Here is a 21,899-nt window from a genome sequence, read left to right as displayed (position 1 = left end):
ATTGAGAATATTATGGATCTGACCCAACTGGAGATGTTCAACGCGGTTGCCGAAGCTGGCAGCATTACCCAGGCTGCAGCAAAAGTGCATCGCGTGCCGTCTAATCTCACTACCCGTCTACGCCAGCTGGAAACAGAACTGGGGATTGATCTGTTTATTCGCGAGAATCAGCGTTTACGTCTCTCGCCTGCCGGGCATAACTTTTTACGCTATAGCCAACAAATTCTCGCGTTAGTGGATGAAGCGCGGAGCGTTGTCGCTGGCGATGAGCCGCAAGGTTTATTTTCTCTTGGTTCGCTGGAAAGCACCGCTGCAGTGCGCATTCCGGCCACGCTGGCGGAATTTAACCGTCGTTATCCCAAAATTCAGTTTTCACTTTCCACCGGCCCTTCCGGCACTATGCTGGAAGGGGTGCTGGAGGGAAAACTGAATGCGGCGTTTATTGATGGGCCCATTAACCATACTGCCATTGACGGGATACCGGTATACCGCGAGGAGCTGATGATTGTCACGCCACAAGGACATGCGCCAGTAACCCGTGCCAGTCAGGTTAATGGCAGTAACATTTATGCCTTCCGCGCCAATTGTTCGTATCGTCGCCACTTCGAGAGCTGGTTTCATGCTGACGGTGCCGCTCCGGGAACTATTCACGAGATGGAGTCGTATCACGGGATGTTGGCCTGTGTGGTCGCAGGAGCAGGCATTGCGCTTATTCCACGCTCTATGCTGGAAAGTATGCCGGGGCATCACCAGGTTGAAGCGTGGCCGTTAGCTGAGCAATGGCGTTGGTTAACAACATGGCTGGTCTGGCGTCGTGGTGCGAAAACGCGTCCGCTTGAGGCATTTATTCAACTACTGGATGTGTCTGACTCGGCAAAACAGAGTTAGCAATGAGCTATTTTTGATAGTTCATGCGGCTAATATGCTCTATATAGTGATGTTCCGATGACTTATGACTATATGGGGCAAATATGGTTACGCCAGTAAGCATCAGCAACTACATATCTCTTCCTGAAGATTTTCCCGTACGTAATATTGCACCTCAGGCAAAAGAAGTTTTAAAGGATTTTATTGATGCACTCAGTACCATAATATGTGATGAAGAGTGGCGTACGTCTTTAAACATCAGCTCAGCCACAAAAAAGATATTTAATAACCTTGACAACTTATCATATATTCAGAGAACCTCTTTCCGGGGTAACGACACGCTATACAATGAAAAGGTTCAATTTAAACTCACTTATCCTGCAAGGAATGGAAGACACAAAGAAAATATTGAATTTCAGGTGGTGATAAATTTAAGCCCTATTTATTTAGATAATTTCCGCCATGATGGGGAAATTAATATTTTTTGCGCTCCTAACCCAAAACCTGTCACTATGGGGCGCGTATTTCAGACCGGCGTCGAGCGTGTACTCTTTCTGTTTCTGAATGACTTTATTGAACAATTCCCAATGATCAACCCTGGCGTTCCCATCAAAAGAGCGCATACACCACATATTGAACCCCTGCCTCCAGATCACCATGCCGCTGCAGATTACTTACGCCAGTTTGATTTGCTTGTCCTGAATTTTATCACCCGCGGTAATTTTGTCATACTCCCCCGATTATGGAATAACTCTGAAGTTCACAGATGGTTCGTCAATAAAGAACCTAACTTGATCACCGCCATTCTCGACATAACGGACAGCGAATTAAAAGAGGATTTATTGCAAAGCCTGATGGATTCATTAGGTTCTAACAAACATGTACTACCCGAAGTCTGCATCTGCTTTTTATCCCTTTTAGCAGAACAAGATTTTCCACATTTTCAGGACTTGTTTTTATTTTTCGCCAATATGTTATTGCACTATCACCAATTTATGAATCCCAATGAAAGTGATTTGATTGACGTGTTGATGCCTGCATCATTAAGTGATGATAAAATTATCAAACATATGGCGCGCAAGACCCTCAAACTTTTTGTAAAAAATGAAACGCCGCCAAAAGTTACTCATGAAGACCTGGTGAAAAACAGGCCTCGCTCCCCTGTCAGACCACCTATACCCACAACCTCCAAAACGCCAGACCTCCCTGAACGTCATTAAACCGTGATGTGACCGACTCTCTGACGCGTGAAAGAATCAGCGTCAGAGAAACGGAAAACGCGATCCAGATCACAAATGCATTGTATTCACATCATTAACCGTTTTAAGATCATTTCATCACTTTTTCGCAACTCACCCGATAATCTGTTATGACAACAAACACTGTTTCCCGCAAAGTGGCGTGGCTACGGGTCGTTACGCTGGCAGTCGCCGCCTTCATCTTCAACACCACCGAATTTGTCCCAGTTGGCCTGCTCTCTGACATTGCGCAAAGTTTTCACATGCAAACCGCTCAGGTCGGCATTATGTTGACCATTTACGCATGGGTAGTAGCGCTAATGTCATTGCCTTTTATGTTAATGACCAGCCAGGTTGAACGGCGCAAATTACTGATCTGCCTGTTTGTGGTGTTTATTGCCAGCCACGTACTGTCGTTTTTGTCGTGGAGCTTTACCGTTCTGGTGATCAGTCGCATTGGTGTAGCTTTTGCACATGCGATTTTCTGGTCGATTACGGCGTCTCTGGCGATCCGTATGGCTCCGGCCGGGAAGCGAGCGCAGGCTTTGAGTTTAATTGCCACCGGTACAGCACTGGCAATGGTATTAGGTTTACCTCTCGGGCGCATTGTGGGGCAGTATTTTGGCTGGCGAATGACCTTCTTCGCGATTGGTATCGGGGCGCTTATCACCCTTTTGTGCCTGATTAAGTTACTTCCCTTACTGCCCAGTGAGCATTCCGGTTCGCTGAAAAGCCTCCCGCTATTATTCCGCCGCCCGGCATTGATGAGCATTTATTTGTTAACTGTGGTGGTTGTCACCGCCCATTACACGGCATACAGCTATATCGAGCCTTTTGTGCAAAACATTGCGGGATTCAGCGCCAACTTTGCCACGGCATTACTATTATTACTCGGTGGTGCGGGCATTATTGGCAGCGTGATTTTCGGTAAACTGGGTAATCAGTATGCGTCTGCGTTGGTAAGTACGGCGATTGCGCTGTTGCTGGTGTGCCTGGCACTGCTGCTACCTGCGGCGAACAGTGAAATACACCTCGGGGTGCTGAGTATTTTCTGGGGGATAGCGATGATGATCATCGGGCTTGGTATGCAGGTTAAAGTGCTGGCGCTGGCACCAGATGCCACCGACGTCGCGATGGCGCTATTCTCCGGGATATTTAATATTGGAATCGGCGCGGGTGCGTTGGTAGGTAATCAGGTCAGTCTGCACTGGTCAATGTCGATGATTGGTTATGTGGGCGCGGTGCCTGCCTTTGCCGCGTTAATATGGTCAATCATCATTTTCCGCCGCTGGCCAGTGACACTCGAAGAACAGACGCAATAGTTGAAAGGCCCATTTGGGCCTTTTTTAGTGGTACGTTTTAATGATTTCCAGGATGCCGTTAATAATAAACTGCACCCCCATACATACCAGCAGGAATCCCATCAGACGGGAGATCGCTTCAATGCCCCCCTTACCCACCAGCCGCATAATTGCGCCAGAGCTGCGTAGACTTCCCCACAAAATAACCGCCACCAGGAAAAAGATCAGCGGCGGCGCAACCATCAGTACCCAATCAGCAAAGGTTGAACTCTGACGCACTGTGGACGCCGAGCTAATAATCATCGCTATGGTTCCCGGACCGGCGGTACTTGGCATTGCCAGTGGTACAAAAGCAATATTGGCGCTTGGTTCATCTTCCAGCTCTTCCGACTTGCTTTTCGCTTCCGGTGAATCAATCGCTTTCTGTTGCGGAAAGAGCATCCGAAAACCGATAAACGCGACGATTAAGCCGCCTGCAATTCGCAGACCGGGAATCGAAATGCCAAATGTATCCATCACCAGTTGCCCGGCGTAATACGCCACCATCATGATGGCAAAGACGTACACCGAGGCCATCAACGACTGACGATTACGTTCGGCACTGTTCATGTTGCCTGCCAGGCCAAGAAATAACGCGACAGTTGTTAATGGGTTAGCTAACGGTAGTAACACCACCAGCCCCAGGCCAATTGCTTTAAATAAATCTAACATTGGTGGTTGTTATCCTGTGTATCTGGGTTATCAGCGAAAAGTATAAGGGGTAAACAACGATAAAGTGTCACTCTTTAGCTAACCTTGCATCGCACTGACCAAAACTTGAACCGATTTAGCAAAACGTGGCATCGGTCAATTCATTCATTTGACTTATACTTGCCTGGGCAATATTATCCCCTGCAACTAATTACTTGCCAGGGCAACTAATGTGAAAAGTACCAGCGATCTGTTCAATGAAATTATTCCATTGGGTCGCTTAATCCATATGGTTAATCAGAAGAAAGATCGCCTGCTTAACGAGTATCTGTCTCCGCTGGATATTACCGCTGCACAGTTTAAGGTGCTCTGCTCTATCCGCTGCGCGGCGTGTATTACTCCGGTTGAACTGAAAAAAGTGTTGTCGGTCGACCTGGGGGCGCTGACCCGTATGCTGGATCGCCTGGTCTGTAAAGGCTGGGTGGAAAGGTTGCCGAACCCGAATGATAAGCGCGGCGTACTGGTAAAACTTACCACCAGCGGCGCGGCAATATGTGAACAATGCCATCAATTAGTTGGCCAGGACCTGCACCAAGAATTAACAAAAAACCTGACGGCGGACGAAGTGGCAACACTTGAGCATTTGCTTAAGAAAGTCCTGCCGTAAACAAAAAAAGAGGTATGACGATGTCCAGACGCAATACTGACGCTATTACCATTCATAGCATTTTGGACTGGATCGAGGACAACCTGGAATCGCCACTGTCACTGGAGAAAGTGTCAGAGCGTTCGGGTTACTCCAAATGGCACCTGCAACGGATGTTTAAAAAAGAAACCGGTCATTCATTAGGCCAATACATCCGCAGCCGTAAGATGACGGAAATCGCGCAAAAGCTGAAGGAAAGTAACGAGCCGATACTCTATCTGGCAGAACGATATGGCTTCGAGTCGCAACAAACTCTGACCCGAACCTTCAAAAATTACTTTGATGTTCCGCCGCATAAATACCGGATGACCAATATGCAGGGCGAATCGCGCTTTTTACATCCATTAAATCATTACAACAGCTAGTTGATAACGTGACAACGTCACTGAGGCAATCATGAAACCACTTTTATCCGCAATAGCAGCTGCGTTTATTCTCTTTTCCACGCAGGGCATTGCGGAACAAACCACGCAGCCGGTTGTTACTTCCTGTGCCAATGTCGTTGTTGTTCCCCCATCGCAGGAACAACCACCGTTTGATTTAAATCACATGGGTACTGGCAGTGATAAGTCGGATGCGCTCGGCGTGCCCTATTATAATCAACACGCTATGTAGTTATTGTCAGGCTCTGATCACAGAGCCTGATATCTCCGTAATATCTTCCTGAAGTCTCAAATATTTTCGCCATTGTTGGCGATGAGATCCCGATACCAGTAAAACGACGCTTTACGTATCCGTTCCAGCGTTCCCTTCCCTTCGTTGTCTTTATCGACGTAAATCATTCCGTAGCGCTTTTTCATTTCCCCTGTTCCGGCAGAAACCAGGTCAATGCAGCCCCACGGTGTGTAGCCAATTAAGTCAACACCATCTTCAACAACGGCTTTTTTCATTTCCCGAATATGGGAAGCAAAGTAATCAATGCGATAGTGATCGTTCACCGTGCCGTCAGCTTGTCTCTGGTCAACCGCACCAAATCCATTTTCGACAATAAACAGCGGCAACTGGAAATGATCCCAGAACCAGTTGAGTGAATAACGTAGCCCTGCCGGATCAATTTGCCATCCCCATTCGGATGTATCGATATAAGGGTTGCTGACCAAATCTCGTGGCTCAACATAATCCAGTTGCGGGTTATCTGGCGAAAATTGTGTCGTAAAAGACATGTAGTAGCTAAAGCCGATAAAGTCGACACAACCTCTGGCAAGCATCGCATTATCTTCTGGTGTGATATCGAGGTTGAATCCTTTCCTGGCAAAGTAATTCAGCATATGTTGCGGATAATATCCACGAGCATGAACATCAGTAAACCAGTAACGACGATGCATCGCTTTCGTGGCCATCATCATATCGTTGGGTGCACACGTCAGAGGATAGATGGGGCACATGGCGATCATACAGCCGATATTAAATTCAGGATTGATCGATTTACCAGTCTGTACTGCCAGGGCACTGGCAACTAACTCGTAATGTACCGCCTGGTACATTATTTGTTCGCGCTCATTGATATCTTCCTCTGGCGAATACAAGATACCGGAATTAGTAAATGGACACAGGCTTTCGCTGAAATTCACCTGATTATTGATTTCGTTAAACGTCATCCAGTACTTTACTTTTTCTTTATAGCGCGTGAAGACCGTTGATGCGAAGCGGATAAAAAAGTCGATCAGTTTACGGTTTCGCCAGCCACCATATTTTGTCACCAGATGATAAGGCATCTCAAAATGCGAAAGCGTCACCACAGGTTCCATTCCCTGCTTCAGGCATTCATCGAACAGATCATCATAAAATTTTAAACCCTCTTCATTCGGCTCCTGTTCGTCACCTTGCGGAAAGATTCGTGTCCAGGCAATGGAAGTTCGAAAGCATTTGAATCCCATCTCGGCAAATAACTGAATATCTGTTTTATAGCGATGATAAAAATCAATTGCTTCATGATTGGGATAATTAAGTCCGTCGATAACGCCTTCTGTCACTTCACGCGGCACACCGTGAGCGCCAGCAGTCATCACATCAGCGATACTGATGCCTTTTCCTCCTTCATTCCAGCCACCTTCCAACTGATGCGCGGCTACCGCGCCACCCCATAAAAAACCTTTTTTAAATCCTGACATACACAACTCCTTAACTAAAATAGATTACCACCAGACTTCCGCCTGGATGCCGGCCATAAACTCGTCTTTGCTGTTCTCATTAAACTTAAAATTAGATAATTCGTTATCCAGAATATTGATATACGTGCCATAGAAGCGAATTTCTGGTCGTGAACCTAAAATGCTTTCACCCACTTTCAATGCATGCCAGAGTGTCGTTTTATAAGCCGATTCATTTAGTGTTACACCCTGCTGTGTTTTGTTCTGTTGCTTAAACCAGCCTAATTCAAGCCCCGTCTGATTCCATGTATTCCAGATCCAGGCCGGTCTTACTACGGTGCGAATACTGTCAAAATCACTATGAGCGCCACTTTCATAACTATAAACATCTTCGCCATGAGAATAGACAAGCGCGTTAGCCATAATAATATTATCAGTAAGATACATCTCGCCCTGAGAGATTAAACGCCAGGCGATCCCATTGGTATGGTCACCATAGTAATAGCGACCGTGCGCCATCGTGTTACTGGCATCTGAGAAACTGGCAAAACTGCTGGCATAGGAATTATTGGCAACCTGTAACGTAAATTCATTAAACGTATCGCGTTGCAGGTTTTGCCGTAAAACAGAAGTCAGCATCCAGCTATCTTTCATTTCAAAATAACTGTCGTCATTTTCATTATCTTGTTGTTGATCCGTTTTATTTGGTGCGGAATATTTAGCCATTAATGATAATGTTGCATCATCCCATAACGGGATATTGCGATAACGAACATCCACAGAATTGGTATTCATCTGACTGGTACGCGTAAAATCACGAGAGTAAACATCGACATCATCACGGCTTAAGGACATATCAAACAGCCCTACACCAAGTGCCCAGTTTCAATCCCCACACCCGCAGCGACATCCGTGGTTAAGGTTTTCCAGTCCAGCATTTGGATCTCATATTGCGGGAGTTTATGTTTGCCTACCCAGAAGTCTGCCTCTGGCGCGAAGGGTAAAAAACCTCGCGTTGTCAGATAAATATCACTGAACTGCATGATATTTTCATTGGCACTGTCACCAAACCAGGCATCGTTATACTGCTCACCTACGTTGCCATCATAGGTAACGACCGCATTTGCCGTTTTACCGTCCTGATTATAAACACGCTGATTTAAGGTTAAGTCAAACCAACCGCTCATCTCGTTACCAAAACGTCCCAGAGAACCCGCTGCATAAGTTTGTGGTGAGCCATGATTTCCGGTACCCCAGCCTGAGCGGAAGTACCCCTGATAGCTGAACCCAATATCATCCTTTATATATTTACTGATATCTTTCAGGGTCACGCTTTCGATAGTGGTTTTGTCGCCTTTACTTTCAATAACGGCAACTTGCTGCGATCCATTTATAGTATGCGCTGTGGCAGACGAGTTCTGTTCACCGTTTTCATTTTTGATGTTATCAGCGACGGGAGATGTCGCTGATATTTCAGCAAGTGAGGCTGATTTGTATTTATTTTCCGTAATACTTTTTTGTAAGGTCGAAAGTCGGGATTTATATACCCCCAGTTCATTCTGTGTTGCTCTCAGCTCTTGTTTATTTTGCGACAATTCATTTTCAAGCAGTTCAAGGCGCTGCTCAATGGTTAATTTTGTTGCCAACGCGTTCAACGGAAACAATGCTGTAATAATAGAAAAAGACAAAAGGCTGACGTTAATCGTCTTTATATTCATGACTTATCCTTAAGAGTGTAATAATTTCCTCCAGCTATCGCACTGGAGGAAAAAATCAGGCATGGAGCTCTTTTCTTAATGAAATAATTTCCCTGGCTAAATCCTGGCATAATATTGCATTCATCAAATGATCCTGTGCATGAACCAGAATTAAATTAACTTCTATTTTGCCACAACCTTCATCCTGACTAATTAACGCGGTCTGAATCTTATGTGCCTGAAGACAGGCTAATTCCGAACTGGCCATTAGCTGAGTTGCGCCCTGCCAGTCTTTTTGCCCGGCACAACGTATGGCTTCCATCGCATCAGAACGTGCCTGTCCCGCGTTGATCAGTAACTCCATAACAAGTTCTTCATCTGCAAACATCAACATCTCCTTCCTGTGTAAATGGGATTATCCGTTAGTTGTCATGTTATTGACCTTGTTGGCGGCAATAACAAAAGGTAAATAGATCATTGTCGCCACACCTAAACATAAAAAACCCACCAGTAACGCCAGCCAGTTTCCCCCGGTTCCGAGGAAAGCAATTAAAGGTCCGGGCGTAGTCCAGGGCACGGCATAAGCAACCGGTGGAATAATTTCCATCGAAACAAAGAAGTAACCAATGGCACAATTAACAATGGGAACCAGAATAAACGGCACCATCATGATGGGGTTAAGTACAATAGGAAGGCCGAACATTATCGGTTCATTGATATTGAAAATACCGGGGATAAACGACATTTTTGCCAGATCACGGTATTCCGCACGCTTAGACGCGATAAAAATAGCCAACAATAACCCCAACGTCATACCTGAACCGCCGCAGTTGGCGAACGCATCATTAATAGAAGTCCAGGTAATCGGATATGGCGCGCCCCAGGTAGTGCCGTGTTGAGCGGCCCAGGAGAGATTCTCCAGATTAGCCTCAGAAAAAACAGTTTCTCGAATTGCCGAGGTGGTATTAGGTCCGTGGATCCCCAGCACCCACAGGAAATTACCCACAGCCCCCAGGATAATTACCGCAAAGATATTCGTTCCCATATGTTTGAGCGGCGTCTGGATTAATGTGTAAATGAGATCGTTTAATCCTGCCGGGGATATCAGTGTCAGGCAATAATTAAGTGCGGAAAAGAACACCATGACAAAAAATATTGGCAATAAAACTTTAAATGAACGCGCTACCGCAGGAGGTACAGCTGCCGGCATCGTTATGGTGATTTTTGGGTTTCGAGCTAAGCGACAAAATATTTCACTGGTGATTAATGCAACGATAACAGCAACAAACAACCCCTGTGCGCCGAGATATTTGGTCGTCAGGAATGCTTGCCCATCTATCATCTGATATGGCGTATAAACAATAAAAAATGCACCTATTGCCGTTAATCCGCATAAAAGATCATCTTGCTCATAGCTAATCGCCATATTTCTGGCGACCAGGAAAGCAATCATAATTGACATGATATTTACAGAGCCATTCATTACCGGAGTAAAAATAGCTTGTGCTTTTTCAAGGTTGGGGAAAACGCTGTTCAGATGCAGCAGCCCGGCAATAAAGCCGTCGGGCGATAATATGGCAAAGTTAATTAATATAATTAATGAGCTTGCCATGATAATTGGAAACGTAAAAACGAATCCATCTCTCACCGCTGCAACATGTTTTTGTGAGTTTAACTTGATAGCAACTGGAACAAGAAAACGTTCCATTCCACGTTCGAATGAGGTCATTAATCCCATTTTTATACCTGTTGTTCTGGATATTTATACATCCCAATAAAGCATGTATGCCATATCCATTTTATGATGTGTGAAAAGTTAGTTCAGGTAATAGTTTAATAAAATTAGATTCTTACTCTTGCAGTATTTTCATCGCAAATTCAAGAACTGCCTGTCCGTTCATGGTGCCATAGTCTTTCATCTCGATAACAGCTACAGGCATTTTCCCCTGTGCAACAGCTTCAATCTCTGGTTTCTGAAAGCGAACTTGCGGGCCAAGTAAAACAACGTCAACTTCGTTATTTTTAATTTTCCCTTTAGCCTCTGCAATCGCCAATGCGGAAATATTAACTTCAAGTGAAATAGCGTTAGCATGATCAATCATACGTTTAACCAGCATACTGGTTGACATGCCCGCAGCGCAAACTAACAATATCTTTTTCATATTTTCCCTTACTGGTATATAACAGATTACATTGTGTAAATATCATATCCCGCAGTAGCTATACGTCCTGGTACATTGATCACAGTAATACAGCACTAAAGTTGTTCAACATCAGGGTGATAATTAAACGACTCGGCCATACGATAAACCAATCAGGACTCAACTCCTTGTTTTCAATGGCTCTTAAAAGGTGCAAAAGTGATTTTTCAAAAGATTGCCCGCTTACTTAAATCCGAGATCAATGGCTATTCATGGCATGTTGGTGATTTGTTGCCGTCAGAAGCTGAACTCGCTGTTCGTTATAATGTTTCGCGTAATACCCTGCGTAAGGCATTATCCTTGCTGGAAGGCGAAGGAATTATTCATAGAAAGCATGGTTCAGGAACATACATTCAAAAAAAGAATTTTGTTGCACACATTGATCACATGAACAGCTTCAGTGAAATTGCGCATAAAAGCGGCAAGGAGGCAGGAAGTCAGATTATGAAATTTGAAGTGCAGGATGCTTCTCCCCCTATTGCGACTGAGCTGAATTTAGTGACTGGTGAGCAGGTTTATTACATAAAGAGACTGCGATTCATTGAGGATAATGCAGCACAATTAGAAGAAACGTGGATGTCAGTGGCACGTTTTCCTGATTTAACCGTAGCACATATGCAAAAATCCAAATTTTCGTATATTGAGAACGAATGCGGGATCAAAATCATTGGCACCTTTGAAACTTTCTCCCCTACTTTTCCTACCCCAGAAATCGCCAGTGTTTTACGGATCAGCCCACGGGATCCCATACTTAAAATTCAGACCCAGGCTGTGGATAGTAACTCTATTCCGCTGGATTATTCGTTACTTTACAGCAATATTTTCGAGTTCCAGGTAAAGTACTTTTTCCCGCGATAAAAGCAGACGCACAGAGCGCTGACATCACATTCTGTGCGTATGGTTTAGCCTCTAACCTTTACCGCTTTACGCCACCGCAAGCCAAATACATTGATATACAGCCCGGTCATAATGAGCACCGCACCGAAAAATTGTAGACCCGTTAAGCGTTCATCCAACAATAGTGCCGCACTTGCCAGTCCTACTACGGGCACCAGTAACGATAACGGTGCAACCCGCCAGGTTTCATAGCGTCCCAGTAACGTCCCCCAGATCCCATAACCAACAATTGTCGCCACAAACGCCAGATACATCAGAGACAAGATGGTGGTCATATCGATAGTGACCAGACTGTGAATCATGGTTGCGGAACCATCGAGAATCAGCGAGGCAACAAAGAAGGGAATGATTGGGATTAATGCGCTCCAGATTACCAGCGACATCACCGCCGGACGCGTTGAGTGCGACATGATCTTTTTATTGAAGATGTTGCCACACGCCCAACTAAATGCTGCCGCCAGGGTCAACATAAAGCCGAGCATCGCCACATGCTGACCGTTCAGACTATCTTCGATTAACACCAGTACGCCAAAAATCGCTAAGGCAATCCCCGCCAATTGTTTGCCATGCAGTCGCTCACCGAAAGTAAACGCGCCAAGCACGATAGTAAAAAACGCCTGTGCCTGTAACACCAGCGAAGCCAGTCCAGCAGGCATACCGAAGTTAATGGCACAAAAAAGAAAAGCAAACTGCGCAAAACTGATGGTTAATCCATACCCCAGCAGCAAATTCAGTGGTACTTTCGGTCGTGCGACAAAAAAGATAGCCGGAAAAGCAACCAGCATAAAGCGCAAACCGGCCAACATCAGCGGTGGCATGTTATGAAGCCCCACTTTGATGACCACAAAATTTAGCCCCCATACGACCACTACCAGTAGCGCCAACACCCCATCTTTTCGCGACATTCTACCGCCTCTGAATTTCATCTTTTGTAAGCAATCAACTTAGCTGAATTTACTTTTCTTTAACAGTTGATTCGTTAGTCGGCGATTACGACGGCATTAATGCGCAAATAAGTCGCTATACTTCGGATTTTTGCCATGCTATTTCTTTACATCTCTAAAACAAAACATAACGAAACGCACTGCCGGACAGACAAATGAACTTATCCCTACGACGCTCTACCAGCGCCCTTCTTGCCTCGTCGTTGTTATTAACCATCGGACGCGGCGCTACGCTGCCGTTTATGACCATTTACTTGAGTCGCCAGTACAGCCTGAGTGTCGATCTAATCGGTTATGCGATGACAATTGCGCTCACTATTGGCGTCGTTTTTAGCCTCGGTTTTGGTATCCTGGCGGATAAGTTCGACAAGAAACGCTATATGTTACTGGCAATTACCGCCTTCGCCAGCGGTTTTATTGCCATTCCTTTAGTGAATAACGTGACGCTGGTGGTGCTCTTTTTTGCCCTTATTAACTGCGCCTATTCCGTTTTTGCTACCGTGTTGAAAGCCTGGTTTGCCGACAATCTTTCCTCCACCAGCAAAACGAAAATCTTCTCAATCAACTACACCATGCTCAACATTGGGTGGACCATCGGTCCGCCGCTCGGCACGCTGTTGGTGATGCAGAGCATCAATCTGCCCTTTTGGCTGGCAGCTATCTGTTCCGCGTTTCCCATGCTTTTCATTCAAATTTGGGTAAAGCGCAGCGAGAAAATCATCGCCACGGAAACAGGCAGTGCCTGGTCGCCGAAAGTTTTATTACAAGATAAAGCACTGTTGTGGTTTACCTGCTCTGGTTTTCTGGCTTCCTTTGTTAGCGGCGCATTTGCCTCGTGCATTTCACAATATGTGATGGTGATTGCTGATGGTGATTTTGCCGAAAAGGTGGTTGCGGTTGTTCTTCCGGTTAATGCTGCCATGGTAGTTACGTTGCAATATTCCGTGGGCCGCCGACTTAACCCGGCTAACATCCGCGCGCTGATGACAGCAGGCACCCTCTGTTTCGTCATTGGGCTGGTCGGTTTTATTTTTTCCGGCAACAGCCTGCTATTGTGGGGTATGTCAGCTGCGGTATTTACTGTCGGTGAAATCATTTATGCGCCGGGCGAGTATATGTTGATTGACCATATTGCGCCGCCAGGAATGAAAGCCAGCTATTTTTCCGCTCAGTCTTTAGGCTGGCTTGGTGCGGCGATTAACCCATTAGTGAGTGGCATAGTGCTAACCAACCTGCCGCCTTCCTCGCTGTTTATCATCTTAGCGTTGGTGATCATTGCTGCGTGGGTGTTAATGCTGAAAGGCATTCGTGCAAAATCCTGGGGGCCGCCTGTGGCATGTTGATGGGCGTGCCTCACTGCCACGGCTTTACTCATTATTTTCCTGTTGCAAAGGCGTAGCCTTCATCTTCCCAGCCGGTGATCCCGCCGAGCATGATTTTAACTGGCCTTCCTAGCTGGGCCAGTTTGAGTGCCGCCCGGTCTGCTCCATTACAATGTGGTCCCGCGCAATACACCACAAACAGAGTATCTTTCGACCATTGAGCCATTCTCTCTGAGGTCATTTGCTTATGGGGCAAATGAATCGCGCCGGGAATATGCCTGCGGGCGAAGTTTTCTTCACACCCAACCACATGCAATAAAACGAAGTCATCACCAACGTACGCCAGAGAGTCATGAACATCGGCACAATCTGTTTCAAGACTCAGGCGTATGAGAAAATGCGCTTCGGCAATGTCCGGCGTCGCGGCTGTAAATTCAGTGACATAATGCATAGTGCTTTTTCCTATTGGTTTATTGTGTTAACAATAATGTAACCGACAAACCTTGCACTTACCGCCTCTCGATATGCCAGAAAAGCGCAAAATGATGACAATTTCACAACGCCCCCTGGTCGTTGTCTTGGCCTATGATGGGCTATGTACTTTTGAATTTGGCGTCGCAGTTGAAATATTCGGCCTTCCACGCCCGGAAATGGGTGATAACTGGTATCGGTTTGCTGTCGCTGCGGTAGAAGCCGGTGCGTTGCAAGCCACTGGTGGGATCCGGGTGGTTGCGGATGGAGGGCTGGAGTTACTTGCCGACGCCGATATGATTATTATTCCCGGTTGGCGTGGAGTAGATGAACCGGTGCCAGAGATGCTATGTGAGGCGTTACGCGAAACTCACCAGCGAGGAACTCGTCTGGTATCGATATGTTCTGGTGTATTTGTTCTTGCCGCCGCAGGCCTTCTTCACCAGCGTAAAGCGACCACCCACTGGCGCTACACTGAACAACTCCAACATCGTTACCCTTCTATTCATGTATGTGACAATGTTTTATATCAGGATGAAGGACAAGTCATGACTTCCGCAGGGAGTGCTGCAGGGATCGATCTGTGCTTACATATCGTGCGTAAAGATTATGGTCACGAAATTGCAAACAATGTCGCCCAACGGCTAGTCATCCAGCCGCATCGCCACGGAGAACAACAACAAAACATGACGCGTCCGATGGCTTCGTCGCGAGAAAGCCAGACGTTTGGCGCATTATTCGACTTTTTACAGCAAAATCTGGCGCAAACGCATACCGTTGCCTCTCTTGCCGGGCGAGTGAACATGAGCCAACGCACTTTTTTAAGACGTTTTGCCGCCTTAACGGGTATGACACCTGCCCGCTGGCTGCTTAATGAGCGGTTAATTCGCGTGCAGGATTATCTGCAAAATTCGGCTTTCAGCATCGATAAAATTGCCGAGCTGACGGGGTTTGGCAATTCAGCCTTACTAAGGCATCATTTTCTACAGCGTTTTTTATTATCTCCTTCGCAATACAGAAAAAACAGCCGTCCTCCTTCACATTAATCACCTAATTCATCCTTCGTTTAGGTTATCTCTGCTAATATCTTTCTCATTGAGATGAAAATTAAGGTAAGCGAGGAAACACACCACACCATAAACGGAGGCAAATAATGCTGGGTAATATGAATGTTTTTATGGCCGTACTGGGAATAATTTTATTTTCTGGTTTTCTGGCCGCGTATTTCAGCCACAAATGGGATGACTAATGAACGGAGATAATCCCTCACCTAACCGGCCCCTTGTTACAACTGTGTACAAGGGGCCTGATTTTTATGACGGCGAAAAAAAACCGCCAGTAAACCGGCGGTGAATGCTTGCATGGATAGATTTGTGTTTTGCTTTTACGCTAACAGGCATTTTCCTGCACTGATAACGGATCGTTGACACAGTAGCATCAGTTTTCTCAATGAATGTTAAACGGAGCTTAAACTCGGTTAATCACATTTTGTTCGTCAATAAACATGCAGCGATTTCTTCCGGTTTGCTTACCCTCATACATTGCCCGGTCCGCTCTTCCAATGACCACATCCAGAGGCTCTTCAGCAAATGCGCGACTGACACCTGCTGTCACGGTAATGTTGATATGCCCTTCAGAATGTGTGATGGCATGGTTATCGACTAACTGGCAAATTCTGACACCTGCACGACATGCTTCTTCATCATTAGCCGCTTTGACAATAATGATAAATTCTTCGCCCCCGTAGCGATAAACCGTTTCGTAATCGCGCGTCCAACTGGCTAAGTAAGTTGCCAGGGTGCGTAATACTACATCGCCGATTAAATGCCCGTAGGTATCATTAACCAATTTAAATCGGTCAATATCCAACAACATTAAATAAAGATTCAGAGGCTCAGCGTTGCGTAACTGATGATCAAAGGATTCATCAAGAACCCGACGACCCGGCAATCCCGTCAAAACATCCATATTGCTTCGGATCGTCAGCAAATAAATTTTGTAATCGGTTAATGCCGCAGTAAAAGAAAGCAACCCTTCCTGAAAGGCGTCGAAATGCGCGTCCTGCCAGTGATTTTCAACAATAGCCAGCATTAATTCCCGACCACAGTTATGCATATGTTGATGGGCAGAATCCATTAGCCGAACATAAGGTAATTCATCGTTATCGAGTGGTCCCAGATGATCAATCCACCGACCAAACTGGCACAGTCCATAAGAATGGTTATCCGTTATTTCTGGCTTACTGGCATCTCTCGCGACTACGCTGCGAAACATACTTACCAGCCACTGGTAGTGGGCATCGATAGCCTTATTGAGATTTAACAAGATGGCATCAATTTCCGTTGTCTTCTTGATCATTGCCACTCCTTTTTCACAGTTCCTTGTGCGCGCTATTCTAACGAGAGAAAAGCAAAATTACGTCAATATTTTCATAGAAATCCGAAGTTATGAGTCATCTCTGAGATAACATTGTGATTTGAAACAAAATCAGCAGATAAAAAAGTGTTTAATTCTGTAAATTAAGCCTGCATTATCGCAATTAAAAGGATGACAAATAGCATAACCCAATAACCTAATGGCCCAGTAGTTCAGGCCATCAGGCTAATTTATTTTTATTTCTGCAAATGAGTGACCCGAACGACGGCCGGCGCGCTTTTCTTATCCAGACTGCCGCTAATGTTGATCATCTGGTCCGGCTGAACTTCTCGTCCATCAAAGACGGCCGCAGGAATAACAACATTAATTTCACCGCTCTTATCGCGAAAAACGTAACGGTCCTCTCCTTTGTGAGAAATCAAATTACCGCGTAGTGAAACCGAAGCGCCATCATGCATGGTTTTTGCGAAATCAACGGTCATTTTTTTTGCATCATCGGTTCCGCGATAGCCATCTTCTATTGCATGAGGCGGCGGTGGCGCTGCATCCTGTTTTAATCCGCCCTGGTCATCTGCCAACGCATAAGGCATGACAAGAAAACTTGCTAATACAATGGCCTGAAATTTCATACTAACTCCTTAATTGCGTTTGGTTTGACTTATTAAGTCTGGTTGCTATTTTTATAATTGCCAAATAAGAATACTGCCAATTGTTATAAGGCATTTAAAATCAGGCAACTAGCTGTCAAATATTAAGAGAATTTAACTCACTAAAGTAAGAAGAAGATTAAAGAGTCTTAAACATATTTCAGAACAATCAGATTTATAAATTTGAAAATTATTATAACGGAAGGGTATATAAAAAAAGTAATTTTGCTGGCGACTGCGAAACGGCATTCGCATTAGCGGTGAAGTTTGCCCTCACCCAGCCGCTGCAATTACTGCTATAACGAGGCTGGTCTGGCGATAAATCCAGGCCAGCCATTGGTGGTGTTTATACGTTCAAGCCACGATGTTGCAGCATCGGCATAATCTGAGGTGCCTTACCGCGCCATTGTCGATACAGGCGTTCCAGATCTTCGCTGTTACCTCTGGAAAGAATCGCCTCGCGAAAACGCCGCCCATTTTCACGCGTTAATCCGCCCTGCTCAACAAACCACTGGTAACCATCATCGGCCAACATTTGCGTCCACAGATAAGCGTAATAACCCGCGGCATATCCGCCACCAAAAATATGGGCGAAATAACTGCTGCGATAGCGTGGCGGTATAGCGGGAAGATCCATATTTTCCGCCACCAGCGCCCGCAATTCGAAATCATCGACATCCTGCATTGCTTCGTTTTCTTCCAGGCAATGCCAGCGCATATCGAGAAGTGCGGCGCTAAGCAGTTCGCTCATCTCATACCCTTTATTGAACAGGCTGGCATTACGCATTTTCTGTTGCAGTTCGTCAGGCATTGCTGCCCCGCTCTGATAATGCCGGGCGTAGCGAGCGAATACCTGCGGATGCGTTGCCCAGTGTTCGTTGATTTGCGACGGAAATTCGACAAAATCACGCGGCGTGTTGGTGCCGGAAAGCGTGGCATAACGCTGGCGGGCAAAGAGGCCGTGCAGCGTATGACCAAATTCATGGAATAAGGTTATTACATCATCCCAGAGTAACAACGCAGGCTCCCCAGCGGCGGGTTTCTGATAATTGCAGACGTTATAAATTACCGGGTGCGTTTCATTAAGCGTTGATTGCTCAACAAAATTGCCCATCCATGCACCGCCGCTTTTTGAATCACGGGCGAAGAAATCACCGTAAAATAACGCCAGCCCCACGCCATTATGATCAAAAATTTCCCACACACGAACGTCAGGATGGTAGACAGGAATATCAAAACGTTCGACAAACTTAATACCGAAGAGCTGATTCGCGGTCCAGAATACACCTTCATTCAACACCGTGTTTAATTCAAAATATGGCTTGAGCTGCGATTCATCGAGATCGAATTTCTCACGTCTTACCTGCTCGGCATAAAATGCCCAGTCCCACGGCTGCGCGCTAAACCCGCCTTGCTGCTTATCGATAACCGCCTGTATGGAGGCTAATTCATCGCTCGCACGTTGACGCGCCGCTGGAACAATTTCCCGCATAAAGTTGAGTGCTGCTTCTGGCGTTTTTGCCATCTGATCGGCGATTTTCCATGCGGCATAATGAGGAAAACCAAGTAATGTTGCCTGTTGTGCACGGATCTCCACCAGACGTTGAATGATAGCGCGGGTATCATTGGCATCATTTTTTTCCGCTCGCGTCCAGCCCGCAGTGAACAGTTTTTCACGCGTCGCGCGATCGCGCAGTTCAGCAAGCGCTGGTTGCTGGGTGGTATTCAGCAACGGAATCAGCCATTTGTTATCCAGACCTTTCTCGCGAGCCGCCTCTGCCGCCAGCGCAATCTCTTGCTCACTCATTCCTGCCAGCTGCGCGAAATCGTTCACAACCAGACCGCCGGATTTATTTGCTGCCAGTAACCGCTGGTTAAACTGGCTGGTCAGGGTCGCAGCTTCTGTATTCAGTACTTTTAATTTTGCTTTATCAGCTTGTGCAAGTTTGGCTCCGGCAAGGACAAAACGTTGATGAATGACCTCCACCAGGCGGATGGATTCACTATCAAGTCCCAGGGATTCACGGCGTTGCCAGACAGCATCTACCCGCGCGAATAATTCACCGTTCAGATAGATATCATTAGCCAGTTCCGCCAGTTCAGCGGAAAACTGTTCATCAAGACGCTGTAATTCATCATTAGTATGCGCCGCAGTCATCGCAAAAAAGACGCTGGTAACGCGGGTAAGTAATTCTCCGCTTTGTTCCAGTGCCAGAATAGTATTGTTGAAATCAGGCGCTTGCGGGTTAAGCGCGATGGCAGCAATTTCTGCCCGCTTTTGCTGCATTCCCTCATCGAATGCCGGGCGATAGTGATGATTGGCAATTTGATCAAAATGGGGAGCCAGATACGGCAGTGTGCTTTGCACAAGGAAAGGATTCATTGTTGTCATTTTCTTCTCCTGAACGCGAGGTGTTCCATAGCGTAGGCTTACTGATAACGGAGTGCAATCTTGCAAACCAGTATTACCCGCTCTTAAGCATCACGTGCTATGTTATTGACACACAAAAGCGTTGAGGAACAGTGAGATGATCGTTTTAGTAACTGGAGCAACGGCAGGTTTTGGTGAATGCATTACTCGTCGTTTTATTCAACAAGGGCATAAAGTTATCGCCACTGGCCGTCGCCAGGAGCGGTTGCAGGAGTTAAAAGACGAACTGGGAGATAATCTTTATATCGCCCAACTGGACGTTCGCAACCGCGCCGCTATTGAAGAGATGCTGGCATCGCTTCCTGCCGAGTGGTGCAATATTGATATCCTGGTAAATAATGCCGGTCTGGCGTTGGGCATGGAGCCTGCGCATAAAGCCAGCGTTGAAGACTGGGAAACGATGATTGATACCAACAACAAAGGCCTGGTATATATGACGCGCGCCGTCTTACCGGGTATGGTTGAACGTAATCATGGTCATATTATTAACATTGGCTCAACGGCAGGCAGCTGGCCGTATGCCGGTGGTAACGTTTACGGTGCGACGAAAGCGTTTGTTCGTCAGTTTAGCCTGAATCTGCGTACGGACCTGCATGGTACGGCGGTGCGCGTCACCGACATCGAGCCGGGTCTGGTGGGTGGCACCGAGTTTTCCAATGTCCGCTTTAAAGGCGATGACGGTAAAGCGGAAAAAACCTATCAAAATACCGTTGCATTGACGCCAGAAGATGTCAGCGAAGCCGTCTGGTGGGTGTCAACGCTGCCTGCTCACGTCAATATCAATACCCTGGAAATGATGCCGGTTACCCAAAGCTATGCCGGACTGAATGTCCACCGTCAGTAATTTTTATACCCGGCGTAACTGCCGGGTTATTGCTTGTCACAAAAAAGTGGTAGACTCATGCAGTCAACTCACTCACAAGCAAGAACGAATGACCGTCGAAACGCAACTTAATCCCACACAGCCTGTCAATCAGCAAATTTATCGTATCCTTCGTCGCGACATTGTCCATTGCCTGATTGCTCCAGGCACACCGTTGTCGGAAAAAGAAGTTTCTGTTCGTTTCAATGTGTCACGCCAGCCGGTTCGTGAAGCCTTTATTAAACTGGCGGAAAACGGCCTGATTCAAATTCGTCCGCAGCGTGGCAGCTACGTCAACAAAATTTCCATGGCCCAGGTGCGCAACGGCAGTTTTATCCGTCAGGCCATTGAGTGCGCGGTGGCGCGTCGGGCGGCGAGCATGATTACCGAAAGCCAGTGCTACCAACTGGAACAAAATCTTCACCAGCAACGCATTGCCATAGAGCGCAAGCAACTGGATGATTTTTTTGAACTTGATGACAACTTCCATCAACTCCTGACGCAGATTGCCGACTGTCAACTGGCGTGGGATACCATTGAGAACCTGAAAGCGACCGTTGATCGCGTGCGCTATATGAGTTTCGACCACGTTTCTCCACCAGAAATGCTGTTACGCCAGCATCTTGATATTTTCTCTGCCCTGCAAAAACGTGATGGCGATGCGGTAGAACGTGCAATGACGCAACATTTGCAGGAAATCAGCGAATCCGTGCGCCAGATCCGCCAGGAAAACAGCGACTGGTTTAGCGAAGAGTAATTCATTTCCTCTCATCCCATCCGGGGTGAGAGTCTATTCGCCCCGCCTTATGGCTCATGCATGCATCAAAAAAGATGTGAGCTTGATCAAAAACAAAAAATATTTCACTCGACAGGAGTATTTATATTGCGCCCGTTACGTGGGCTTCGACTGTAAATCAGAAAGGAGAAAACACCTATGACGACCTACGATCGTAACCGTAACGCAATCACCACTGGCAGCCGTGTTATGGTTAGCGGCACCGGTCACACTGGCAAGATCCTGTCGATTGATACTGAAGGTCTGACCGCTGAGCAAATCCGCCGCGGAAAAACCGTAGTTGTTGAAGGTTGTGAAGAGAAACTGGCACCTCTGGACCTGATTCGTCTCGGCATGAACTAAGCGTGTGAATGCCGCCGATGG

General features: G+C 46.3%; 24 protein-coding genes and 2 pseudogenes. 15 read left to right on the top strand and 11 right to left on the bottom strand.

Features of this window, described 5'->3' with window-relative positions; genetic code table 11:
• Positions 1-12 precede the first annotated feature (12 nt).
• The 3 genes from ptrR to ydeA all read left to right on the top strand — a co-directional run bounded on the left by ptrR (position 13) and on the right by ydeA (position 3,427).
• Positions 13-888: a putrescine utilization regulator PtrR gene (gene ptrR, locus ACK8NJ_RS11525; protein WP_061092696.1), complete on the top strand. Its 876-nt coding sequence runs from the start codon at positions 13-15 to the stop codon at positions 886-888.
• Between the two features lie 83 nt (positions 889-971).
• Positions 972-2,087: a putative protein YneK gene (yneK, locus tag ACK8NJ_RS11520; protein WP_411962482.1), complete on the top strand. Its 1,116-nt coding sequence runs from the start codon at positions 972-974 to the stop codon at positions 2,085-2,087.
• A 149-nt stretch (positions 2,088-2,236) separates the two neighbouring features.
• Complete coding sequence (gene ydeA, locus ACK8NJ_RS11515) at positions 2,237-3,427, top strand: L-arabinose MFS transporter (RefSeq protein ID WP_000210799.1); 1,191 nt, start codon at positions 2,237-2,239, stop codon at positions 3,425-3,427.
• 24 nt (positions 3,428-3,451) lie between these two features.
• On the opposite strand, the gene marC is transcribed toward ydeA, so the two are convergent.
• Positions 3,452-4,117: an NAAT family transporter MarC gene (marC, locus tag ACK8NJ_RS11510; RefSeq protein WP_000885033.1), complete on the bottom strand. Its 666-nt coding sequence runs from the start codon at positions 4,115-4,117 to the stop codon at positions 3,452-3,454.
• A gap of 211 nt (positions 4,118-4,328) precedes the next feature.
• On the opposite strand from marC, the gene marR reads away from it, so the two are divergent.
• The 3 genes from marR to marB are packed head-to-tail and all read left to right on the top strand — an operon-like array spanning position 4,329 to position 5,417.
• Positions 4,329-4,763, top strand: a complete 435-nt coding sequence (gene marR / locus ACK8NJ_RS11505) for a multiple antibiotic resistance transcriptional regulator MarR (RefSeq protein ID WP_000843419.1) — start codon at positions 4,329-4,331, stop codon at positions 4,761-4,763.
• Positions 4,764-4,783: 20 nt separating this feature from the next.
• Positions 4,784-5,167, top strand: a complete 384-nt coding sequence (gene marA, locus ACK8NJ_RS11500) for an MDR efflux pump AcrAB transcriptional activator MarA (protein WP_000091199.1) — start codon at positions 4,784-4,786, stop codon at positions 5,165-5,167.
• A 31-nt stretch (positions 5,168-5,198) separates the two neighbouring features.
• Positions 5,199-5,417, top strand: coding sequence for a multiple antibiotic resistance protein MarB (marB, locus tag ACK8NJ_RS11495; protein ID WP_000803518.1), 219 nt, complete (start codon positions 5,199-5,201; stop codon positions 5,415-5,417).
• Between the two features lie 56 nt (positions 5,418-5,473).
• On the opposite strand, the gene ACK8NJ_RS11490 is transcribed toward marB, so the two are convergent.
• The 5 genes and pseudogenes from ACK8NJ_RS11490 to ACK8NJ_RS11470 form a co-directional block, all read right to left on the bottom strand.
• The gene (locus ACK8NJ_RS11490) at positions 5,474-6,913 is read right to left on the bottom strand and encodes a 6-phospho-beta-glucosidase (RefSeq protein WP_001578366.1); all 1,440 of its coding nucleotides are present in this window, start codon (positions 6,911-6,913) and stop codon (positions 5,474-5,476) included.
• A gap of 24 nt (positions 6,914-6,937) precedes the next feature.
• Positions 6,938-8,610, bottom strand: a pseudogene (locus ACK8NJ_RS11485) (carbohydrate porin).
• Positions 8,611-8,665: 55 nt separating this feature from the next.
• Positions 8,666-8,977, bottom strand: a complete 312-nt coding sequence (locus tag ACK8NJ_RS11480; RefSeq protein WP_001314746.1) for a PTS lactose/cellobiose transporter subunit IIA — start codon at positions 8,975-8,977, stop codon at positions 8,666-8,668.
• A gap of 27 nt (positions 8,978-9,004) precedes the next feature.
• Positions 9,005-10,327 (bottom strand): PTS sugar transporter subunit IIC, encoded by a 1,323-nt coding sequence (locus ACK8NJ_RS11475; RefSeq protein ID WP_001314747.1) that lies wholly within the window; start codon positions 10,325-10,327, stop codon positions 9,005-9,007.
• 112 nt (positions 10,328-10,439) lie between these two features.
• Positions 10,440-10,751, bottom strand: a complete 312-nt coding sequence (locus ACK8NJ_RS11470; RefSeq protein ID WP_411962480.1) for a PTS sugar transporter subunit IIB — start codon at positions 10,749-10,751, stop codon at positions 10,440-10,442.
• A gap of 198 nt (positions 10,752-10,949) precedes the next feature.
• Here ACK8NJ_RS11470 and ACK8NJ_RS11465 point away from each other — a divergent pair, with 198 nt between their 5' ends.
• Positions 10,950-11,648 (top strand): GntR family transcriptional regulator, encoded by a 699-nt coding sequence (locus ACK8NJ_RS11465; RefSeq protein WP_411962479.1) that lies wholly within the window; start codon positions 10,950-10,952, stop codon positions 11,646-11,648.
• A 44-nt stretch (positions 11,649-11,692) separates the two neighbouring features.
• Here ACK8NJ_RS11465 and eamA read toward each other — a convergent pair whose 3' ends face one another.
• Entirely contained in the window at positions 11,693-12,592 is a 900-nt protein-coding gene (eamA, locus tag ACK8NJ_RS11460; protein ID WP_000087220.1) for an O-acetylserine/cysteine exporter, read from the bottom strand.
• A gap of 194 nt (positions 12,593-12,786) precedes the next feature.
• Here eamA and ydeE point away from each other — a divergent pair, with 194 nt between their 5' ends.
• Positions 12,787-13,974: an efflux MFS transporter YdeE gene (ydeE, locus tag ACK8NJ_RS11455; RefSeq protein WP_411962478.1), complete on the top strand. Its 1,188-nt coding sequence runs from the start codon at positions 12,787-12,789 to the stop codon at positions 13,972-13,974.
• Between the two features lie 31 nt (positions 13,975-14,005).
• Here the strand turns inward: ydeE and ACK8NJ_RS11450 are convergent, their stop codons facing one another.
• Positions 14,006-14,404: a rhodanese-like domain-containing protein gene (locus ACK8NJ_RS11450; protein ID WP_000559548.1), complete on the bottom strand. Its 399-nt coding sequence runs from the start codon at positions 14,402-14,404 to the stop codon at positions 14,006-14,008.
• Between the two features lie 94 nt (positions 14,405-14,498).
• Here ACK8NJ_RS11450 and ftrA point away from each other — a divergent pair, with 94 nt between their 5' ends.
• The 3 genes from ftrA to mgtT all read left to right on the top strand — a co-directional run bounded on the left by ftrA (position 14,499) and on the right by mgtT (position 15,777).
• Complete coding sequence (gene ftrA / locus ACK8NJ_RS11445; protein ID WP_411962529.1) at positions 14,499-15,470, top strand: transcriptional regulator FtrA; 972 nt, start codon at positions 14,499-14,501, stop codon at positions 15,468-15,470.
• A 107-nt stretch (positions 15,471-15,577) separates the two neighbouring features.
• Positions 15,578-15,673: a protein MgtS gene (gene mgtS, locus ACK8NJ_RS11440; RefSeq protein WP_000901367.1), complete on the top strand. Its 96-nt coding sequence runs from the start codon at positions 15,578-15,580 to the stop codon at positions 15,671-15,673.
• Entirely contained in the window at positions 15,673-15,777 is a 105-nt protein-coding gene (mgtT, locus tag ACK8NJ_RS11435; RefSeq protein ID WP_212734532.1) for a hypothetical protein, read from the top strand. Before mgtS ends, mgtT begins: the two co-directional genes overlap by 1 nt.
• Positions 15,778-15,891: 114 nt before the next feature.
• Here mgtT and dgcZ read toward each other — a convergent pair whose 3' ends face one another.
• Together dgcZ and ydeI are read right to left on the bottom strand one after the other, a co-directional pair.
• Positions 15,892-16,782: a diguanylate cyclase DgcZ gene (gene dgcZ / locus ACK8NJ_RS11430; protein ID WP_411962477.1), complete on the bottom strand. Its 891-nt coding sequence runs from the start codon at positions 16,780-16,782 to the stop codon at positions 15,892-15,894.
• Positions 16,783-17,036: 254 nt separating this feature from the next.
• Positions 17,037-17,429: a YdeI family stress tolerance OB fold protein gene (ydeI, locus tag ACK8NJ_RS11425; protein ID WP_000671737.1), complete on the bottom strand. Its 393-nt coding sequence runs from the start codon at positions 17,427-17,429 to the stop codon at positions 17,037-17,039.
• Between the two features lie 239 nt (positions 17,430-17,668).
• Here ydeI and ACK8NJ_RS11420 point away from each other — a divergent pair.
• Positions 17,669-17,749, top strand: a pseudogene (locus ACK8NJ_RS11420) (2-oxo-tetronate isomerase); the annotation flags it as partial.
• Between the two features lie 44 nt (positions 17,750-17,793).
• Here the strand turns inward: ACK8NJ_RS11420 and dcp are convergent.
• Positions 17,794-19,839 (bottom strand): peptidyl-dipeptidase Dcp, encoded by a 2,046-nt coding sequence (dcp, locus tag ACK8NJ_RS11415; RefSeq protein WP_411962475.1) that lies wholly within the window; start codon positions 19,837-19,839, stop codon positions 17,794-17,796.
• Positions 19,840-19,975: 136 nt separating this feature from the next.
• Here dcp and ydfG point away from each other — a divergent pair, with 136 nt between their 5' ends.
• From ydfG to ydfZ, 3 genes are all read left to right on the top strand, one after another.
• Positions 19,976-20,722 carry a bifunctional NADP-dependent 3-hydroxy acid dehydrogenase/3-hydroxypropionate dehydrogenase YdfG gene (gene ydfG / locus ACK8NJ_RS11410; RefSeq protein WP_000636571.1) on the top strand — a complete coding sequence of 249 codons (747 nt, stop codon included), beginning with the start codon at positions 19,976-19,978 and terminating at the stop codon, positions 20,720-20,722.
• 88 nt (positions 20,723-20,810) lie between these two features.
• Positions 20,811-21,497, top strand: a complete 687-nt coding sequence (gene rspR / locus ACK8NJ_RS11405; protein WP_000215549.1) for a DNA-binding transcriptional regulator rspR — start codon at positions 20,811-20,813, stop codon at positions 21,495-21,497.
• 177 nt (positions 21,498-21,674) lie between these two features.
• Complete coding sequence (gene ydfZ, locus ACK8NJ_RS11400) at positions 21,675-21,878, top strand: putative selenium delivery protein YdfZ (RefSeq protein ID WP_000214712.1); 204 nt, start codon at positions 21,675-21,677, stop codon at positions 21,876-21,878.
• The last annotated feature ends 21 nt before the right edge of the window (positions 21,879-21,899 follow it).

The organism is Escherichia sp. F1 (genome assembly GCF_046764225.1).
Classification (GTDB): Bacteria; Pseudomonadota; Gammaproteobacteria; order Enterobacterales; family Enterobacteriaceae; genus Escherichia; species Escherichia coli.
Note: the sequence above shows the minus strand (reverse complement) of the source record. Positions and strands in the feature narration are given on the sequence as shown.

What these genes read in the sequence shown, in the direction of transcription:
- ptrR (WP_061092696.1), top strand. Translation starts at nt 13, where the DNA reads ATGGATCTGACCCAACTGGAGATGTTCAACGCGGTTGCCGAAGCTGGC.
- yneK (WP_411962482.1), top strand. Translation starts at nt 972, where the DNA reads ATGGTTACGCCAGTAAGCATCAGCAACTACATATCTCTTCCTGAAGAT.
- ydeA (WP_000210799.1), top strand. Translation starts at nt 2,237, where the DNA reads ATGACAACAAACACTGTTTCCCGCAAAGTGGCGTGGCTACGGGTCGTT.
- marC (WP_000885033.1), bottom strand. Translation starts at nt 4,117, where the DNA reads ATGTTAGATTTATTTAAAGCAATTGGCCTGGGGCTGGTGGTGTTACTA.
- marA (WP_000091199.1), top strand. Translation starts at nt 4,784, where the DNA reads ATGTCCAGACGCAATACTGACGCTATTACCATTCATAGCATTTTGGAC.
- marB (WP_000803518.1), top strand. Translation starts at nt 5,199, where the DNA reads ATGAAACCACTTTTATCCGCAATAGCAGCTGCGTTTATTCTCTTTTCC.
- ACK8NJ_RS11490 (WP_001578366.1), bottom strand. Translation starts at nt 6,913, where the DNA reads ATGTCAGGATTTAAAAAAGGTTTTTTATGGGGTGGCGCGGTAGCCGCG.
- ACK8NJ_RS11480 (WP_001314746.1), bottom strand. Translation starts at nt 8,977, where the DNA reads ATGTTTGCAGATGAAGAACTTGTTATGGAGTTACTGATCAACGCGGGA.
- ACK8NJ_RS11475 (WP_001314747.1), bottom strand. Translation starts at nt 10,327, where the DNA reads ATGGGATTAATGACCTCATTCGAACGTGGAATGGAACGTTTTCTTGTT.
- ACK8NJ_RS11470 (WP_411962480.1), bottom strand. Translation starts at nt 10,751, where the DNA reads ATGAAAAAGATATTGTTAGTTTGCGCTGCGGGCATGTCAACCAGTATG.
- eamA (WP_000087220.1), bottom strand. Translation starts at nt 12,592, where the DNA reads ATGTCGCGAAAAGATGGGGTGTTGGCGCTACTGGTAGTGGTCGTATGG.
- ydeE (WP_411962478.1), top strand. Translation starts at nt 12,787, where the DNA reads ATGAACTTATCCCTACGACGCTCTACCAGCGCCCTTCTTGCCTCGTCG.
- ACK8NJ_RS11450 (WP_000559548.1), bottom strand. Translation starts at nt 14,404, where the DNA reads ATGCATTATGTCACTGAATTTACAGCCGCGACGCCGGACATTGCCGAA.
- ftrA (WP_411962529.1), top strand. Translation starts at nt 14,499, where the DNA reads ATGACAATTTCACAACGCCCCCTGGTCGTTGTCTTGGCCTATGATGGG.
- mgtS (WP_000901367.1), top strand. Translation starts at nt 15,578, where the DNA reads ATGCTGGGTAATATGAATGTTTTTATGGCCGTACTGGGAATAATTTTA.
- mgtT (WP_212734532.1), top strand. Translation starts at nt 15,673, where the DNA reads ATGAACGGAGATAATCCCTCACCTAACCGGCCCCTTGTTACAACTGTG.
- dgcZ (WP_411962477.1), bottom strand. Translation starts at nt 16,782, where the DNA reads ATGATCAAGAAGACAACGGAAATTGATGCCATCTTGTTAAATCTCAAT.
- ydeI (WP_000671737.1), bottom strand. Translation starts at nt 17,429, where the DNA reads ATGAAATTTCAGGCCATTGTATTAGCAAGTTTTCTTGTCATGCCTTAT.
- dcp (WP_411962475.1), bottom strand. Translation starts at nt 19,839, where the DNA reads ATGACAACAATGAATCCTTTCCTTGTGCAAAGCACACTGCCGTATCTG.
- ydfG (WP_000636571.1), top strand. Translation starts at nt 19,976, where the DNA reads ATGATCGTTTTAGTAACTGGAGCAACGGCAGGTTTTGGTGAATGCATT.
- rspR (WP_000215549.1), top strand. Translation starts at nt 20,811, where the DNA reads ATGACCGTCGAAACGCAACTTAATCCCACACAGCCTGTCAATCAGCAA.
- ydfZ (WP_000214712.1), top strand. Translation starts at nt 21,675, where the DNA reads ATGACGACCTACGATCGTAACCGTAACGCAATCACCACTGGCAGCCGT.